At 70.7% G+C, this 18221-nt stretch carries 15 protein-coding genes; 4 read left to right on the forward strand and 11 right to left on the reverse strand.

All coding sequences use genetic code 11. The features are described from left to right. Positions 1-19: 19 nt before the first annotated feature. The 6 genes from BN6_RS34750 to serA all read right to left on the reverse strand — a co-directional run bounded on the left by BN6_RS34750 (position 20) and on the right by serA (position 10173). Entirely contained in the window at positions 20-988 is a 969-nt protein-coding gene (locus BN6_RS34750) for an ABC transporter substrate-binding protein (RefSeq protein WP_231904825.1), read from the reverse strand. A 163-nt stretch (positions 989-1151) separates the two neighbouring features. Beyond that, positions 1152-1910 carry an ABC transporter ATP-binding protein gene (locus tag BN6_RS34755; protein WP_015104544.1) on the reverse strand — a complete coding sequence of 253 codons (759 nt, stop codon included), beginning with the start codon at positions 1908-1910 and terminating at the stop codon, positions 1152-1154. Positions 1911-1967: 57 nt separating this feature from the next. Continuing rightward, the gene (locus BN6_RS34760) at positions 1968-2990 is read right to left on the reverse strand and encodes a FecCD family ABC transporter permease (RefSeq protein WP_231904826.1); all 1023 of its coding nucleotides are present in this window, start codon (positions 2988-2990) and stop codon (positions 1968-1970) included. A gap of 470 nt (positions 2991-3460) precedes the next feature. Beyond that, a complete protein-coding gene (locus BN6_RS34765) occupies positions 3461-4498 on the reverse strand; it encodes a 3-isopropylmalate dehydrogenase (RefSeq protein WP_015104546.1) in 1038 nt (345 codons plus the stop codon). A 227-nt stretch (positions 4499-4725) separates the two neighbouring features. Further along, positions 4726-8058 carry a S8 family serine peptidase gene (locus tag BN6_RS34770; RefSeq protein ID WP_015104547.1) on the reverse strand — a complete coding sequence of 1111 codons (3333 nt, stop codon included), beginning with the start codon at positions 8056-8058 and terminating at the stop codon, positions 4726-4728. 525 nt (positions 8059-8583) lie between these two features. After that, complete coding sequence (gene serA, locus BN6_RS34775) at positions 8584-10173, reverse strand: phosphoglycerate dehydrogenase (protein WP_015104548.1); 1590 nt, start codon at positions 10171-10173, stop codon at positions 8584-8586. 299 nt (positions 10174-10472) lie between these two features. Here serA and BN6_RS34780 point away from each other — a divergent pair, with 299 nt between their 5' ends. After that, on the forward strand, positions 10473-11165 hold the full coding sequence (locus BN6_RS34780) for a hypothetical protein (RefSeq protein ID WP_015104549.1): 693 nt from the start codon (positions 10473-10475) through the stop codon (positions 11163-11165). Between the two features lie 107 nt (positions 11166-11272). Here BN6_RS34780 and BN6_RS34785 read toward each other — a convergent pair whose 3' ends face one another. Then, complete coding sequence (locus tag BN6_RS34785) at positions 11273-11953, reverse strand: TetR/AcrR family transcriptional regulator (RefSeq protein WP_041315145.1); 681 nt, start codon at positions 11951-11953, stop codon at positions 11273-11275. Between the two features lie 86 nt (positions 11954-12039). On the opposite strand from BN6_RS34785, the gene BN6_RS34790 reads away from it, so the two are divergent. Continuing rightward, positions 12040-13149 (forward strand): FAD-dependent oxidoreductase, encoded by a 1110-nt coding sequence (locus BN6_RS34790; protein ID WP_015104551.1) that lies wholly within the window; start codon positions 12040-12042, stop codon positions 13147-13149. A 97-nt stretch (positions 13150-13246) separates the two neighbouring features. Here BN6_RS34790 and BN6_RS34795 read toward each other — a convergent pair whose 3' ends face one another. From BN6_RS34795 to BN6_RS34810, 4 genes are all read right to left on the reverse strand, one after another. Then, positions 13247-13516 (reverse strand): DUF397 domain-containing protein, encoded by a 270-nt coding sequence (locus tag BN6_RS34795; protein WP_015104552.1) that lies wholly within the window; start codon positions 13514-13516, stop codon positions 13247-13249. A gap of 66 nt (positions 13517-13582) precedes the next feature. Then, positions 13583-14596 (reverse strand): ketol-acid reductoisomerase, encoded by a 1014-nt coding sequence (ilvC, locus tag BN6_RS34800; protein ID WP_015104553.1) that lies wholly within the window; start codon positions 14594-14596, stop codon positions 13583-13585. Positions 14597-14626: 30 nt separating this feature from the next. Then, positions 14627-15133: an acetolactate synthase small subunit gene (ilvN, locus tag BN6_RS34805; RefSeq protein WP_015104554.1), complete on the reverse strand. Its 507-nt coding sequence runs from the start codon at positions 15131-15133 to the stop codon at positions 14627-14629. A 91-nt stretch (positions 15134-15224) separates the two neighbouring features. After that, positions 15225-17063, reverse strand: coding sequence for an acetolactate synthase large subunit (locus tag BN6_RS34810; RefSeq protein ID WP_015104555.1), 1839 nt, complete (start codon positions 17061-17063; stop codon positions 15225-15227). A gap of 286 nt (positions 17064-17349) precedes the next feature. Between BN6_RS34810 and BN6_RS34815 the strand changes: the two genes are divergently transcribed. Together BN6_RS34815 and BN6_RS34820 are read left to right on the forward strand one after the other, a co-directional pair. Further along, entirely contained in the window at positions 17350-17745 is a 396-nt protein-coding gene (locus BN6_RS34815) for a PH domain-containing protein (protein WP_051075849.1), read from the forward strand. Beyond that, entirely contained in the window at positions 17742-18182 is a 441-nt protein-coding gene (locus tag BN6_RS34820) for a vitamin K epoxide reductase family protein (protein ID WP_015104558.1), read from the forward strand. The genes BN6_RS34815 and BN6_RS34820 overlap by 4 nt, the downstream gene beginning before the upstream one ends. Positions 18183-18221 lie beyond the last annotated feature (39 nt).

Raw genomic sequence — 18221 nt, forward strand, 5'->3', positions numbered from 1 at the left:
GCCAAGTCCCGCGTCGGGCTCACCCCTGAGCCAGGAACCGCGCGAACGACTCGATCGCCGCCGGGTTGCGCGGCGACTCGACCAGCGCCGCGTAAGGCAGCACGAAGAACCGCTTGTCGCGCACCGCCGGAACCTCCTTCAGCGCCGGGTACGACTCCAGGAACGCCCGCTTCTGGTCGGGGGTGTTCGCGTCGCCGTCCGCGTAGTCGTTGATCAGGATGACCTCGGGCGCGCGGGCGACCACCGACTCCCAGCCCACCGTGGTCCAACTGTCGTCCAGGTCGCCGAAGATGTTGTCGCCGCCCGCCTTCCCGATGATGTCCTGCGGGGCCGCGTTCTTCCCGGCCGTAAAAGGCTGGTCCAGACCGCTGTCGTACAGGAACACCTTCGGCCGCGGCTTGCCCGCCAGCAACTTCTCCGCGTCGGCGACCTGCTTCTGGTAGCCGGTGATCAGCGCGTCGGCCCGGTCGGACACCCCGAAGATCGTGCCGAGGTTGCGCAGGTCGGTGTACAGCGCGTCCAGTGGCGGCATGATCCCCCGCTGCTTGCCCACGCCGTTGAGGCAGGCCTCGGTCAGCTGGTAGGTCGCGACCCCCAGCCCCTTCAACGCCTCGGGCGTGAACCCGGTGCTCTCCGAGAACCCGTAGTTCCACCCGGCGAACACCAGGTCCGCCGACGCGCCCTGCACGACCTCCTTGTTGATCTCCGAGGCCAGCTTCGGGACCTTGGCGAAGTCCGCCTTCCACGGCGAGCTGCCGACGTCGCCCTCCTGGCTGTCACCGAGGACGTAGCCCGCCATCCGGTCGCCCAGCCCGAGCGCGAACATCAGCTCCGCGATCCCCGAGTCGTTGGTGACGACCCGCTTCGGGGCCTGGTCGAACGTCACGTCGACGCCGCAGTTCCTGACCGTCACCTTCCCTCCCGTCGAGGGCGTCTCCGCGATCGTCGCGCCGCACCCCGCCAGCCCCAGCACAACCGCAACCGCCACGAGCCTCTTCACCACAACACCCCTCTGCCTTCACCTGAAACCCGCACTCACACCCGCACTCACACCCAGCGCCCACACCCAGCGCCCACACCCAGCGCCCGCACTCGCACCCAGCACCCACACCCGCGCCTCACCAGCCCCGAACCAGTCGCCCGGATCACTGCTACAGCCGGTGCTCGAACAGCAGCTGGGGAACTCCGCTCACCGGGTGCGGCACCACGTGGGCCTTCACCCGGAAGACCTCCAGCAGCACGTCCGGCGTCAGCACGTCCTCCGGCTTCCCGGAAACGACCACCAGCCCGTCGTCCATCACGTGCAGCCGGTCGCAGTACGCCGCCGCCAGGTTCAGGTCGTGCAGCACGGTCAGCACCGTGATGCCCAACCCGCGCACCAGGGCCAGCACCGCCAGCTGGTGGCTGATGTCCAGGTGGTTCGTGGGCTCGTCGAGCACCAGCACGTTCGGCTCCTGCGCCAGCGCCCGCGCGATCAGCACCCGTTGGCGCTCGCCACCGGACAGGCTCAGGAAGCTCCGGCCGGACAGGTGCGCGGCGTCCATCCGGGACAGCGCCGACGCGCAGATCTCCCGGTCCTCCCGCGTCTCCCCGTCGAACCCCGTCTGGTGCGGCAACCGTCCCATCGCCACGACCTCGGCCACCGTGAAGTCGAATTCCACGTGGCTGTCCTGCGTCAACGCCGCCATCTCGCGCGCGCTCTCCCGCACCGTCAGCTCGGCCAGCGGGCGTCCGCCCAACCGCACGACCCCGCCCGTCGGCTGCAACGCCCGGTAGACGCACCTCAACGTCGTGGACTTGCCGCTGCCGTTGGGCCCGACGATCCCGTGCACCTCTCCGCCGCCCACCGACACCGTGACGCCACGCAGGATCCCCGCCACCGTGACCCCGTCGACCTCGACATCCACCACGCCTTCCCCCGTCCTCCACACCACACCCGCCACAGACGCCGCCCACGACCACACGCATCACTTGCCGCCGAACACGTAGCCGCGCCCACGCATCAGGAACACGAAGCACGGCACGCCCAGCGCCGCCGTGATCACTCCCAGCGGCAGCTCTTCGGGGGCGGCCAGCAGGCGGGCCGCCACGTCGACCCAGATCAGGAAGCAGGCTCCGGCCAGTGGCGCGACGGCCAGGACCTTGCGGTGGTCCGCGCCGACCACGAGCCGCACCAGGTGCGGGAGCATCAGGCCGACGAAGCCGATCGCCCCGCTGACCGCCACCAGCACGCCCGTCATGGCCGCCGTCACCACGAACAGGACTTTGCGCAGCCGGGTGATGTCGACGCCGAGCGTGGTCGCGGTCTCGTCGCCCATCGACATCGCGTTGAGGTTCTTCGCCTGCACCCGCAGGTAGGTGATGCCAGCCAGGACCACCGTCGCCGCGATCGGCAGCGACATCCACGTCACCCCGCCCAGGCTGCCCAGCAGCCAGAACATCGCCGCGCGCGCCGCCTCGCCGCGCGGTGCCTGGAACACCAGCAGCATGGCTATCGCGGAGAAGCCGTACGCCATCGCCGTCCCGGTGAGCACCAGCCGCAACGGGGTGAGCCCGCCGCGCCGGGCGGCCAGGTACACCAGCGCCATCGCGGCCAGCGCCGACAGGAACGCCGCCGTCGACAGCGCGTAGATGCCCAGCGCCGCGAACAGGCCGGTCGTGGCCACCGCCGTCGCGCCGACGCTCGCTCCCGACGAGATGCCCAGCACGTACGGGTCGGCCAGGGCGTTGCGGACCATCGCCTGGATCGCCACGCCCACGACCGACAGCCCCGCTCCGACCACCGCGGCGAGGAGCACCCGGGGCAGCCGGATGTCCCAGACGATCCGGTACGCGCCCGCTTCCGCGGCGGCGATCACGTCTCCCGTGAACGCCGCCTTCAGCAACCGCATGACGTCGGAGAACGGGACGCTCACCGGCCCCAGCGACACGCCGCACACGATCGACAGGGCCAGCAGCACGGTCAGGCCGGCGCACAGCCGTTTGGTCACCGGTCGCCTTTCGGACGGGTGGCCGTGCGGCACGCAGCCCGAGGGACCATCGCACCCGTCCCGCAGACCACGGCAGGAGGTGGAACCGTTCGGCCGCCTGCGGGTGATCGGGCTCGTCCTCCGCCGGAGCGGACGACCTACCGTTGCGGGTCAGCGCCGGATTTCGACCGGACTTCCCCCGCAGGAAGCTCCGCCGACCCTACGTCGTGGACCTGCCAGAACACGATTCCCGTGGCCCTGCTCACTCCCCGCCCTGCTTCCACCACACACAGCCCCACCACACAGCCACGCACCGCACCCACCCGCCACGCACCACGCGCCACGCCACGCACCCACGCACCCACGCACCCACGCACCACGCGCCACGCGCCACCACCAGCCACGCACCGCCCGCACCGGCACGCCAAAAACCCGAAGGCCGCTCCGACCAACGTGGTCGGAGCGGCCTTCGGGTCCGAAGCGCCCGGGTCTCAGCCCGTGCGGACGTTCGAGCTGACCAGTGCGGCGAGCCGGTCGCCCACCGCGTAGGTCGCCCCCGGCGAGGCGTGGTCCCGGGTGGCCAGGTCGAACGCCACCGAGGCCTCGATCCGCCGGGCGGGCTCGTGCTCACCGAGGTGGTCGAGCATCAGGGCGACGGAGAGGACCGCCGCCGTCGGGTCCGCGATGCCCTGCCCGGCGATGTCCGGCGCGCTGCCGTGCACCGGCTCGAACATGCTCGGGTTGCGCCGCGTCACGTCCAGGTTGCCGCTGGCCGCCAGTCCGATTCCGCCCGTCACCGCCGCCGCCAGGTCGGTGAGGATGTCGCCGAACAGGTTGTCCGTCACGATCACGTCGTACCGGGCCGGGTCGGTGACCAGGTGGATGGTCGCCGCGTCGACGTGCTGGTAGGCCACCGTCACGTCGGGGTGCTGCAACGACACCTCCTCCACCACGCGCGACCACAACGAACCCGCGTGCGTGAGCACGTTGGTCTTGTGCACCAGCGTGAGGTGCTTGCGGGGCCTGTTCGCCGCTCGGGCGAACGCGTCCCGCACCACCCGCTCCACCCCGAACGAGGTGTTGATCGACACCTCGGTGGCGATCTCGTGCGGCGTGTCCTTGCGCAGGAGGCCGCCGTTGCCCGCGTACAGACCTTCGGTGCCCTCCCGCACGACCACCATGTCGATCTCCGGCGGATCGGCGATCGGACTGCGCACTCCCGGGTACAACCGGGCCGGGCGCAGGTTCACGTGGTGGTCCAGTTCGAAGCGGAGACGGAGCAGCAGACCGCGTTCCAGGATGCCGCTGGGGACCGAGGGGTCCCCGACCGCACCGAGCAGGATCGCGTCGTGCTGGCGCAGTTCGCCCAGCACGGACTCCGGCAAGAGCTCACCTGTGGCGTGCCAGCGCGCCGCGCCGAGGTCATAGCGGGTGATCTCAGCCGCCGGAACGACCTCACCGAGCACCTTCAGGGCCTCGGCGACGACCTCGGGCCCGATCCCGTCTCCTGGGATCACTGCGAGCCGCATCCACACACCTCCCAGGTATCAGTCCCATTGCGCGGGACTAGTTTCCTTTGCGAAAGGCTACCGGTCGCGGACCCGTTCACCGCACTCGGAACACACTTCAGTGGCCATATGTCCCGTACTGCGGGACACCCGAACGGTTCAGTGCCCCCGTTCGGCCGTCACCCGATGTGCGTAAACGGCTCTGGCCGGCCGGGGCAACCCCGACCGGCCAGAGTGACGCACGGACGTCAGTCCGCTGAGCGGTTGCTCCTGGTCGCCTTCACCTTCACCACGTCGGCCTTGTCACCGGTGGCGTTGTGGTGGTTGAGGACGAGCAGGCTGTCCGCCTTGTCGGCGGTCAGCGCCGCGGCGTCGCGGTTGACCACCAGCGCGGTGCCCGGACGGGCCACGTAGGACAGCGCGGCGTCGCCGCCGCCCTGCACCCACAGGCCCGGCTTGAGCGGGTCGAACGACGACGGCGTGCCGATCGAGTCGATCAGCCCGTTCTTCGTGCCCGGCGCGACGTAGAAGCCGGCCACGCCCGAGGTGTAGGAGATCCGCGAGGTGTCCGCGTTCGGGTCGATGTCCAGCGACGACAGCAGCACCGGCAGGACCACCACGTTCGTGTCGAACACGTTGGTGTCCACGTCGCCGAACTGGCCGTTGACGGCCTGGATGTCGACCGTCTCCCCGGTCCGCAGGTCCTGCGTGACCGCCACCAGCAGGTCGGTGTCGGTCAGCTTGTTCGCGTAGACCTCGAAGTCCGGCACGCCGTCACCGGTCGTGTCGATGTCGACGAACGGCACCGTGTTGTTACCCAGGTTGTACCAGTTGCCCCAGGTCACGAGGCCGAACGCGAGCAGCGCGTTCTGCGGCTCGCCCTGCGCCTTGGCCAGCGGCGCGGTGGACGTGGCGCCCACGTACCGCAGGTCGCCGCCCTTGGCGGTGTCGTTGAGCGTGCAGTTCGTCGTCACGTTGCGGCGGCACTCGCGCAGCTTCGGCGAGGTCTGCTGCAACTCCAGGACGCTGACCAGCGACTTGTAGGCACCCTGGTTGACGCCGCGGCCGGTCAGGTTGAGCACCGACTGCTTGGCGTTGCCCTTGAACGTGACGTTGCTCGGCGTGTTGATGTCCGCCGCCGGCTTCGGGGCCGAGTACACCGGCACCCGCAGCGCGACCGTGGACCCGCTCTTGGGCGTGAACACGATCCGACCGGACGCGTCGGCCAGGAACTGGCGCGGCACGTCGAGGTGGGTGGCCTCGACCGTCGGGTCGACGGTCTTGCGCAGCGCCGCCGGGTCGTCGATCTTCAGCGTGACCTTGACCTTGGCGATGCCGCGCGGGCTGAGCCGCACGGTCCTCTGCGACAGCTCGTACTTGACGCCCGGGATGCTGGTCAGGGCCTCGTAGTCGATCGTGTAGTCGACCCACCTGGTGGACTTGTTGACCACCTTGACCGTCTTGGACAGCGCCACCGGCCTGGTCACCTCGACCACGCCGAACGACGCGCTGACCGCGCCCGGGTCGTCCTGCACGTACGCCAGCACCTGGTTGTCCAGGGCCGCCTTGCCGTCGATCCGGCCGGCACCCACGCGGTTGGGCGCGTAGGTCTTGCCGTCGGCCTTCACGTCGGCGGACGCGCTGTTCATGATCGCGGCCTTGACCTCTTCCGGGGTCCAGTCCGGGTGGGCCTGGCGGACCAGCGCGGCGATGCCCGTGGTGTGCGGGGCCGCCATCGACGTGCCGCTGAGCACCGCGGTCTTGTTGCCCGAGCCGACCGCCGCGGAGGCGATCGAGTCACCGGGCGCGGCCACGTCCGGCTTCACGACCGGGCCGCGCACGCCGCGCGAGGTGAACGAGCTCGGCGTGTCGGTGATCGCCTGGTCGTAGGTCGGCAGCGCGGTGCGCAGGTAGCCCGCGAGGCGGACGGTCAGCGTGCCCGCGGTCAGCGCCGGCCGCACCGACGCGGTCGCGCCGCCGGTGAGCTGGATGACCGGGATGGCCGCGTTGCCCGCGATGCCCGCGCTGAAGTTCTCCAGGGTCGAGCTGAAGATCGCGCCCACCGCGCCCGCGGCGGTCACGTTGTTCGCCCGCGCGCCCGAACCGCAGCGCCGGCTGGCGTCGTTGTCGTCCCACTCCAGCCACGCGATCTTGCCCTTGACGGCGGCCGCGTCGGCGGCCGACAGCGGCTGGCAGCCGTCCTTGTTGCCGGCGTCGCCCAACGGCACGACCGGAGCCGTGACCGACTTGCCCTCGTAGTTGTACGACTGGCTGTACTGGCCGGACTTGAGGCCCGCGACGGCGGCCGGCGCGGTCGCCTCGGCGGCGTCGCGCAGCACGTACGCGTCACGGGAGCTGGCCACGGTCAGCGACTCGGGGGTGCTGCCCGGCGCACCGCCGATGTCGTACAGGTCGCCGCCGTTGCCCGCGGAGAACACCGTCACGACGCCGGAGGCGTTGAGCTTGCGGACGAACAGCGAGTCCGGGTCGTCCGGGGCGCCGTAGTCGGAGCCCAGCGACAGGTTGACCACGTCGAGGTGGTCGGAGAAGTCGCCGTCGCCGTCCGGGTCGAGCGACCAGTCCAGGGCCTGCGCGGTGACGTTGGTCGAACCCTCGCAGCCGAACACCTTCAGCGCGTAGAGCAGGGCCTTCGGCGCGGTGCCGGGGCCGATGCGCAGCGCGTTGAGCGAGTCGCCGGTCAGCTTGGTGTAGTCGCCCTTGAACGTGGAGCCGTCGGCGTTGACGCCGAAGCCCGCCGACGTGCCGGCGACGTGCGAGCCGTGGCCGTTGCAGTCGATCGGGTTCGGGTCGGGCTTCGGGGTGTTGACGGCCGGGTCCTTGCTCTCGCCGTCGTAGCCGTTGCCGACGAAGTCGTAGCCGCCGACCACCTTGGCGGTCGGGAAGTAGGAGGCGTCGACCTTGGTCTCGTCGATCGCCTCGAACGCCGGGATGGTGCCCGGACCGCCGAAGTCGGCGTGCGTGTAGTCGATGCCCGTGTCGATGATGCCGATCCGGGTGTCGTCACCGAGCTTGCCGTACTGCTGCCACACCTTGAGCGTGTTGGTCAGCTGGACGGCGGAGGAGTTCTGCCGGGACTTCGGGACCACGGTGCGGACGGACTTCACGTCCGCGCGCTGCGCGATCTCCCGGACCTTGTCGGCGTCGGCCGTGACGACCACGCCCACCACGCCGTTGCCGGTCCGGTAGACCTCCTTGGTCGCGGCGTCCTTGCCCTTGAGGTCGCGCACCACGGAGTCGACGACCTTGCCGGTGTCGTTCTTCGTGGCCTTGGCGGCGTCCTTGGCCTGCTGCTTGGTCGCGCCCTGGCTGGTCTTCTCGGTGTAGGTGTCGACGGCCGGCTTGGCCTCCAACTCCACGAACGCGGTGACCCGGCCCTCGGCGGCGGTCAGCCGCTTGCCCACCTTCAACTGCAACTTGCCGGCGTCCAGCCCGTGCGCGGCGGCGACGGACTCGGCCGGCTGGTCCTCCGCGGCCAGCGCGGGCGCGGCGGTCGAACCGGCGACGAGGATCGCCGCCAACACCGGTACCGCTGATCTGGCGACAACGCGAGATCGGCTCACAACGTGCCCCAACCGAGGTCTGATTCGACCCGGCAGGCAGCATCGCTCGGTGTCCGGTAGGGGTGGAGCTGCCCGCGCGGTGCCGTGCCCTCTACGACACCGGGTCAACCTCGTGGGTGGAACCTAATCGCTCCGCCGAGCCGATCATTTAGACCGAAAGAGTGACGGCACCCACAGATTTGAGGACCAACCGTCAACTGTGACACCGCTGGGACCTGCGACGATAACCCTTCTCAGCGACCGCGCTCGCGCCCGTTCACACACCGTGGCCGCAAGCGTGCACAGACCCCACTGCACAGCCCCGACTCCACGACCACAGCGGCCGGGGGCCGCCGGGCTGCGGAATCTCCAGGGCAACCCCGGAGAACACCGCTACCCGTGACCCCCGGCCCGCCGGGAACCAACTCCACCGATCAACTCACCAAAAGCCCACCAACCGCCACAAGCCGATCAGCCCACTCAACCGACCAACCGCCAAGCCCGATCAGCTCACTCAAAGCCGACCAACCGCCGAAGCCGATCAGGTCACTCGAAGCTGACCGCGCGCACCGTGTGCGCACCCACCGCCGCACCGATCGGGTTCAGCACCGCGGTGTCCACCGGCCGGTCGACGCGCAGCAGCATGAACGCGTCCGAGCCGTCCTTGGTCTGGCTGATCTGCGCCGCCTCGACGTTCACCCCGGCCTCGCCCAGCAGGGTGCCGACCGCGCCCATCACGCCCGGCCGGTCCGGGTACTCCAGCAGCAGCACGTTGCCCTCGGCGCGCAGGTCGAAGCTGCGGCCGTTCACGCCGACCACCTTCTCCACCTGGTCCAGGCCGGTCAGCGTGCCGGACACCGAGATCACCGCGCCGTCGGCCTGCACCGCGCGCACCGTCACCAGGCTGCGGTGGTTGGCGCTCTCCGGCTCCTTGACCAGGTCGACCGAGACGCCCAGCGACGCGGCGAGGCTCGGCGCGTTGACGAACGTGACCTGCTCCTCCACCACGCTGGAGAACACGCCGCGCAGCGCGGCCAGCGGCAGCACCGCCACGTCCTCGTTGGACAGCTCGCCGCGCACCTCGATGGTGACGCTGGTCGGGGCCTTCGCCGACAGCGCCGCCACGACCGCGCCGAGCTTCTGCACCAGCGGCAGGTAGGGGCGGACCTCCTCACCGACCACACCGCCGCCCTGCACGTTCACCGCGTCGGGCACGAAGTCGCCCTGCAACGCCAGCAGCACCGACTTCGCCACGTCGGTGCCCGCGCGGTCCTGCGCCTCGCTGGTCGACGCGCCCAGGTGCGGCGTCACGACCACGTTCGGCACCCCGAACAGCGGGCTCTCGGTGGTGGGCTCGGTGCTGAACACGTCGATGCCCGCGCCGCCGACCTGACCCTCCTTGACCGCCTCGGCCAGCGCCTCCTCGTCGACCAGGCCACCGCGCGCGGCGTTGACGATGATCACGCCGCGCTTGGCCTTGGCCAGCTGCTCCGCGCCGATCAGGCCCTTGGTCTCGGGGGTCTTGGGCAGGTGGATGGAGATCGCGTCGGCGCGCTCCAGCAGCTCCTCCAGCGTCACCAGCTCGATGCCGAGCTGGGCGGCGCGCTGCTGGCTGACGTACGGGTCGTAGGCGATGATCTCGGTGCCGAACGCGGCGATCCGGGCGGCGAACAGCTGGCCGATCTTGCCCAGGCCGACCACGCCGATCGTCTTGCCGTTGATCTCGACGCCGTTGAACTTGCTGCGCTTCCACTCGTTGTTCTGGAGGGTGGCGTGCGCGGCCGGGATCTGCCGGGCGGTGGCCAGCAGCAGGGCCACGGCGTGCTCGGCGGCGCTGACGATGTTGGAGGTCGGGGCGTTGACCACCATGACGCCGCGCTCGGTGGCCGCCGGCACCTCGACGTTGTCCAGGCCGACGCCCGCGCGGGCCACGACCTTGAGCTTCGTGGTGGCCTGGAGGACTTCCTTGTCCACCTTCGTGGCGGACCGGACCAGCAGCGCGTCGGCGTCGGCCACGGCTTCGAGGAGCGCGGGACGGTCGGTGCCGTCGACGTGGCGCACTTCGATGCCTTCGCCGAAGACGTCGAGAACGGACGGGGCTAGCTTCTCGGCGATCAGGACAACGGGCTTGGTCACGGACGTGCTCCCGGGGGTTGGGCAAGGCGGGTGGGGAGCGCGGGGCCGTCACAGCGAGCCGAGACCCGCGCGGCCGGCCACGGCAATGTGTCCGGGTTGTTAACGAGCATAGCCGGCGGCGGCGCCGCTTCCACCACCCGGGTGCCCTGTCTCACCTGCTGGTTTCCCGTACGGGTGTCCTGTATCGCCGGTCCGGGTGAACGGCCCTTCCGAGGGCCCGCCGCCCGCGCGGTGACCTCCGCGGCCACACGACGACCCCGCCCTCGTATCACCCGGCGCGGGGCCGGCATCGGATCGTCATGACCGCCAACCCGTTCCACCCGACCGACGCGGAACGCCGGGAGGGCTACACCCTGATGGCGCAGTTCGCCGCATCGCTCGTGCTGGGCCCGATCGGCCCGTTCGCGGTGTTCGCCGCCCGCTACTTATACGACCGGCGTGACGCGCTCTTCGACCCGTCCGGCAGGCCCGTGCGCGCGTTCGACGTGAGCGGCACGCCGGTGCGCCCGGACCTCGGCGGCAACGTGGTGACCGTGCGCCCGAACCTCACCGCGTCGGCGCAGGCTTCCGGTCTGCGCCAAGGGGATCCGGTGGGCCTGGTGCTGACCGGGCAGCAGAACCACAACGGTCTGATCGTGCCGGCCCGGCTCGGCGAACCCGTCGACATCGCGGTGCCGCGCGGCACGTACGCGCTGGGTGCGTTCGCCGCGCGCCGCGACCAGCTCTTCACGCGCGCGCACCCGTTCACCGCCGTGGACGGCCGGACCGTCACCTGGGGCGCGGGCCGAGCCCTGGACCTGGCACCGCGATCACGCCCGACGCTCCTCACACCCACCGCCGCCACGTGGGCCACGCCGGTCCGGCGCACCACCACACCGAAGCCGCTCCGCACCCAGTTCCGGCCTCCGGAGCCGACGTGCTGGTGGTGCGACTACCCCGAGTCCACGTGCGACTGCCTGATCGGCGAGGCCCGCCGCTTCTGGCGCGGCTAACCCCTCACGCCCCCGCTCGTTCCCACGCCACCGCTCGCCCTCCACACCACCGCTCGTTCCCCACGCCCCCGCTCGTTTCCCAGCCACCGATCCGGCTTGCGGACGCGTCACCCCGAGAGGCGGACCGCGATGCCGTCGAGCAGGAAGTCGAGGCCGATCCGGAAGGTCTGGTCGGCGTCGGAGTGGGCGGCGTCGCGCACCACCGTGGCCAGCGCCGGGAACCGGCCGGTGGCGAAGGTCCGCTCCAGGTAGGGCCCGAGCGTGGCCTGCCACCGCTGTTCGTCCATCCCGGTGGCCCGCTCGGCACGCCGTTCGGCGATCTCGCGACGCACCGCGCCGATCACGTACGCGTTGACGGCGGCGACCACCGGCATGACGTCGTCCACGTCGACATCGCCCAGCGCGGCCACGACGGCCTCCCCCGTGGCCAGCGCGTGCGGTCCGAGCTGGGGCCGACCACCCAGCAGGTCCGCGAGCCACTCGTGCTGGTGGACGACACTCCGGGTGGTCTCGGCGAGGGACCGCAGCGCCGCCCGCCACCCGTCCCCGGTCGGCAAGATCCCGGCGTGGACCGCGTCGACCATCAGGTCGAGCAGCTCCTCCTTGCCGGCGATGTAGCCGTACAGCCGCATCGGCCCGACGTCGAGCACGGTCGCGACCTTGCGCAACGACACCGCGGCCAAGCCGTCCGCGTCCGCCAGCTCGACGGCCGCCCGGACGATCCGCTCCCGGCTCAGCGGGGACGGCACGGGTCGGCTCGGCGGCTCCGGCCTCTCCCACACCACCATGCCGGTGACAATACACCGCATCACCCGATACACTGTATCGAGCACTACAGCGTATCGACCCAGGACGACGTATCAAGGAGGGGCGAATGACCATCGCCATCGTCGGAGCCGGTCTCGGCGGCCTGGCTCTCGCCCGCGTGCTGCACGTCAACGGCATCGACGCCGTCGTGTACGAACGCGATCAGTCACGCGAGGCGCGCGGGCAGGGCGGCATGCTCGACATCCACTCCGGGCAACGGGCGCTGCGCGAAGCCGGGCTGATCGACCAGTTCTTCGCGATCGCCCGCGGCGAAGGCCAGGACATGCGGCTCCTCGAACCGGACGGCACCCTGCTGCTCCAAGAGGACACGCCCGACGACGCCCCGCTCGCCCGTCCCGAGGTCGACCGCGCCGACCTGCGCGACCTGCTGCTGGACTCCCTGCCCGAACACACCGTGCGCTGGGGGCACGCGGTCACCTCCGCGGACCACGGCATGCTGCGCTTCGCCGACGGCAGCAGCGCCACGTGCGACCTGCTGGTCGGCGCGGACGGCGCGCAGTCCCGGATCCGCCCGCTGCTCACCGACGCCCGCCCGGTGCACCTCGGCCAGAACGTGGTGGAGATCGGCATCCCCGACATCGACCGCACGCACCCCGACCTCGCGGCGATGGTCGGGCGCGGCAACTACTGGGTGCTCGGCAACGGCCTGTCGCTGGCGGCGCAGCGCAACGGCGACGGCCGCGTCCGCATCGGCCTGAGCTTCTACAACACCGCCGAGGACTGGTTCGCCACCAGCGCGATCCCGTTCGACGACCCGGCCGCCGCCCGTGCCCGGCTGATCGACCTGCTGCCCGGCTGGCACCCGCGGTTCACCGCGCTGGTGGCGGCCTGCGACGACACGATCGTGCCGCGGCCGATCACCACTCTCCCGATCGGCCTGACCTGGCCGTCGACGCCGGGCGTCACGCTGGTCGGCGACGCCGCGCACCTGATGCCGCCGGTCGGCGAAGGCGCCAACATGGCGCTGCTCGACGGTGCCCTGCTCGCCCTCGCACTGGCCGCCCACCCGGACGACGTCCCGGCCGCCGTCGCGGAGTACGAGCGCGAGATGTTCGAGCGCACCGGCACCGCGGCCCGGGAGTCCGCGCGCATCCAGCAGCTCCTCATGTCACCGGACGCCTCCCGGCAGATGCTCGCGTTCTTCCAACCAGCCTGACCCGCCCCTCAACGCCCAGCCCACAGCGCCATAACGCCAGCGCCCCACCCTCAGCCGCCCGAGCCACCCGAGCCACCCGAGCCGCACGGTCACGGGCCTACCAGGGCTCGTCGAACTCGCCGTCCTTGACGCCCAGGATGAACGCCTCCCACTCGGCGGGCGTGAACACCAGGACCGGGCCTTCGGGGTGCGCCGAGTTCCGCATCGCCGTGTAGGTCACCCCGTCGGTGTGCTCGACGAACGCGATCTCGACGTGCTCTTCCTCTTCTTCCGCGCCCTCGTCGCTGCGGATCCAGGCTGCGCCGGTGAGGTCGAGGTTGCCCCGCACGTGGGCCTTGTCGTCGTAGATCGGCGCGCTGTCGCTCATGGGCCTTACATATACCGGAGCCCGCGGCGTCGGTGAACACCGCGGGCTCCGTCTTGGCGAAGAGACTCAGGCAGTCTCGGTGATGGGCCGGTCGACCCACGACATGAGCCCGCGCAGCTTCTTGCCGACCTCCTCGATCGGGTGCTGCTCGCCTTCCTGCTGCAACTTCTTGTAGTTGCCGCGGCCGGCGTCGTCCTCGTTCACCCACTCGGTGGCGAACGTGCCGTCCTGGATCTCGCCGAGGATCTTGCGCATCTCCTCCTTGACCCCGGGCGTGACCACGCGCGGGCCGCGGGTGAGGTCGCCGTACTCGGCGGTGTCCGAAATGGAGTAGCGCATCCGGGCGATGCCGCCCTCGTACATCAGGTCCACGATCAGCTTGAGCTCGTGCAGGCACTCGAAGTAGGCCACCTCGGGGGCGTAGCCCGCCTCGGTCAGCACCTCGAAACCGGCCTGCACCAGCGCCGACGCGCCGCCGCAGAGCACCGCCTGCTCACCGAACAGGTCGGTCTCGGTCTCCTCCTTGAACGTCGTCTTGATGACGCCCGCGCGGGTGCCGCCGATGCCCTTGGCGTAGGACAGGGCCAGCGCCTGCGCGCCGCCCGTGGCGTCCTGCTCGACCGCGATCAGCGCCGGCACGCCCTTGCCGTCGACGAACTGGCGGCGCACCAGGTGGCCCGGCCCCTTCGGCGCGACCATGGCGACGTCCACGTTGGACGGAACCTCGATCAGGCCGTAGCGGATGTTGAAGCCGTGGCCGAAGAAGACCGCGTCGCCGTCCTTCAGGTTCGGGGCGATGTCCTGCGCGTAGATGTGCCGCTGCGCGGTGTCCGGCGCCAGGATCATGATCAGGTCCGCCTCGGCGGAGACCTCGGCGGGGGTGCCGACCGGCAGTCCCTCCTCCTCGGCCTTGGCGCGGGACTTGGACCCCTCGGGCAGGCCGATGCGGACGTCGACGCCCGAGTCGCGCAGGCTCAGCGCGTGCGCGTGCCCCTGGCTGCCGTAGCCGATGACCGCGACCTTGCGCCCCTGGATGATGCTCAGGTCGGCATCGTCGTCGTAGAAGATCTCGACGCTCACTGGTGGTACTTCCTTCCTACAAAACGGATTTCAGCGCACCGCGGTCGCGGTGATGGAGCGGGCGCCACGGCCGATGGCGACCATGCCGGACTGGACGATCTCGCGGAGCCCGTACGGCTCCAGCATCCGCAGCAGCGCGTCGAGCTTCTCAGACGTCCCGGTCGCCTCGACGGTGACCGCCTCCGGGGAGACGTCGACCACCTTCGCGCGGAACAACTGCACCGTTTCCAGGACCTGGCTGCGCACGGTCGCGTCGGCGCGGACCTTGACCAGCAGCAACTGGCGCTGCACCGACGCGGTCGTCTCCAGCTCCACGATCTTGATGACGTTGATCAGCTTGTTGAGCTGCTTGGTGACCTGCTCCAGCGGCAGTTCCTCCACGGAGACCACGATCGTCATCCGGGAGATGTCGGGGTGTTCGGTGCGACCGACGGCGAGCGACTCGATGTTGAAGCCGCGGCGGGAGAACAGCCCCGCCACCCGCGCGAGGACACCGGGCTTGTCCTCGACCAGAACGCTCAGGGTGTGCCTAGTCATCACTCGTCCTCGTCGTTTCGATCCGCGCGGGCGACAGCCGCACCGGGAACATCACACGTCATCGCGATCCGGCGCCCGCGGGCGCTCACGTTCACTCGTCCTCGTCGAACAGCGGGCGGATGCCCCGCGCGGCCATGATCTCGCTGTTGCCGGTGCCCGCCGCGACCATCGGCCACACCTGGGCGTCCTTGCCGACCACGAAGTCGATGACCACCGGGCGGTCGTCGATCTCCATGGCCTGCTGGATGACCGCGTCCACCTCGTCACGGGACTCGGCGCGCAGCCCGGCGCAGCCCATCGCCTCGGCGAGCAGCTTGAAGTCCGGGATGCGGTGCTTGTGCGTGCCCAGGTCGGTGCTGGAGTAGCGCTCGCCGTAGAACAGGGTCTGCCACTGGCGGACCATGCCCAGGTTGCCGTTGTTGATCACGGCGACCTTGATCGGGATGTTCTCGATGGCGCAGGTGGCCAGTTCCTGGTTGGTCATCTGGAAGCAGCCGTCGCCGTCGATCGCCCACACCTGGACGCCCGGCACGCCGGCCTTCGCGCCCATGGCCGCGGGCACCGCGTAGCCCATGGTGCCCAGGCCGCCGGAGTTGATCCACGTGCGCGGCCGCTCGTACTTCACGAACTGCGCGGCCCACATCTGGTGCTGCCCGACACCGGCCGTGAACAGGGTGTCCGGCGGCGTCAGCAGGCCGATCCGCTCGATCACGTACTGCGGCGACAGCGTCCCGTCCTCCGGCCAGTCGTAGCCCACCGGGAACGTGGTGCGCAGCGCGTCCAGCTGCTCCCACCACGGGGTCAGGTCGACGGCGCGGTTCGCGTGCTCCTTCTCCGCGCGCACCGCGTCGATCAGCTCGGCGATGATCTCCTTGCAGTCGCCCACGATCGGCACGTCCGCACGCCGGTTCTTGGAGATCTCCGCCGGGTCGATGTCGGCGTGCACGACCCGCGCGTCCGGCGCGAACGAGTTGAGCTGCCCGGTGACCCGGTCGTCGAACCGCGCGCCCAGCGCCACCAGCAGGTCGGACTTCTGCATCGCGGCCACCGCGCCCACCGAGCCGTGCATCCCGGGCATCCCCAGGTGCTGGCGGTGCGAGTCGGGGAACGCGCCGCGCGCCATCAGCGTCGTGACGACCGGGATGTTCGTCTCCTCGGCCAGCCGCAGCAGCTCCGGCGACGCCTCGGCCTTGATGACGCCGCCGCCCACGTACAGGACGGGGCGCTTGGCGGCCGCGATCAGCTTCGCGGCCTCGCGCACCTGCTTGCCGTGCGGCCGGGTCGTCGGCCGGTAGCCGGGCAGGCGCAGCTCCGGCGGCCAGGAGAACGAGGTCATCTCCTGCAGCACGTCCTTGGGGATGTCCACCAGGACGGGGCCGGGACGTCCGGTGGACGCCAGGTGGAACGCCTCGGCGATCGCCCGCGGGATGTCCGCGGCGTCGGTGACGAGGAAGTTGTGCTTGGTGATCGGCATCGTGATGCCGCAGATGTCGGCTTCCTGGAACGCGTCGGTGCCGATCAGCGGGCGGGACTGCTGGCCGGTGATGGCGACCACCGGGACCGAGTCCATGTTCGCGTCGGCCAGCGGCGTGACCAGGTTCGTCGCACCCGGGCCGGAGGTGGCCATGCACACCCCGACCTCACCGGTGGCCTGCGCGTAGCCGGTCGCGGCGTGACCCGCGCCCTGCTCGTGGCGCACCAGGATGTGGCGGACCTTCGTGGAGTCGAGCAGCGGGTCGTACGCGGGCAGGATCGTGCCGCCGGGAATGCCGAACACCACCTCGCAGCCGACCGCCTCCAGGGAGCGGACGAGGGACTGGGCGCCGGTCACGCGGAGGGGGGCGCCGCTCGGCGGGGCCGGTTTCGGCCGCGGTCCAGGGCGGGGCGACGTCGACTCACCGGGAGCCGGTCGCGAGGTTGCGCTGGTCATCTGTCTGCCTCGTGGGTGTGGAGAATGCACGGTCCGGGCACGAAAAAACCCTCGCCACCCGGAGGGTCGGACGAGGGTCGCGCGTCGACGCAGCCTGTACCTGCCTAGGCGTCGACGCGCCTGGGAAGTACGAGAACGAGGGTGCGCTGCATGGCCGTGACGTTAACCGTCAACTGCGAGGGGCGTCAACTGTGCGGGACGGCTCTCCCGGATGGTGGACACCCACGACCGGGTGAAAGCAGCCCGGGGTCACCCGGTCGACGGGTGTTTGGCAGCATCTCGGCACGTGGACAAGCTCGTCTTCCGGATCCCCGCGCCCGCCCTGCTCGCCGCCGCCACCATCACGATCTGCGCGACCCCGTTCGCGTGGGCGGCACCCGGCCTCCAGGCCGTCTACCTGGTTCCGCTGGGGTTCGCGTGGTGGGTCCTGCGCAACCGGACCACGGTGGACTCTTCGCAGCTCGTCGCCCGTTCGACCTTCGGCAAGCGGGTCATCGCGTGGGACGAGGTGAAGGCCATCAAGGTCGTGCCGAAGGGCTGGCTCAGCGCCGTGCTGAACGACGGTTCACTGGTCCGGCTGCCCGCCGTCCGGGTCGGTCACCTGCCCGCGCTGGCACACGTGAGCGGCGGTCGCGTCCCTGACCCGAACGCAACACCCGACTCCGTAGAGTCAGCGGAGTGACGTCGAACACGCAGCTCCGGTGGGTGCCCGCGGTCAGCCTCCTGCTGTCCCTCGCGGGACTCGCGGTGTCGGTCTACCTGACCGTGGCGCACTTCCGGGAGGGCGTGCTGCTGTGCGCCGAGAACGCGGTCATCGACTGCGGCACCGTCACCACCAGTGAGCAGTCCGAGCTCCTCGGTATCCCGGTGGCCGTCCTCGGACTGGCGTTCTTCGCGTTCCTGACCGTGCTGTGCCTGCCCGTGGCGTGGCGTGACGACCGGCTGCACTGGGTGCGGCTGGCCTCGATCGCCGTGGGCGTGCTGTTCGTCGTCTACCTGGTCGCCGCCGAGTTCGTGCTGATCGGCAAGGTCTGCCTGTGGTGCACGGCAGTGCACGTCATCACACTCGCGCTCGCGGGCGTGCTGGTCACGGGGGCGTTGCGGCGGAGTAGCCTCTAATCACCGCTCCCGGACTTAAGGCGCCCACCCGGCACCTGT

Source organism: Saccharothrix espanaensis DSM 44229 (genome assembly GCF_000328705.1).
In the GTDB taxonomy this organism is placed as follows: Bacteria; Actinomycetota; Actinomycetes; order Mycobacteriales; family Pseudonocardiaceae; genus Actinosynnema; species Actinosynnema espanaense.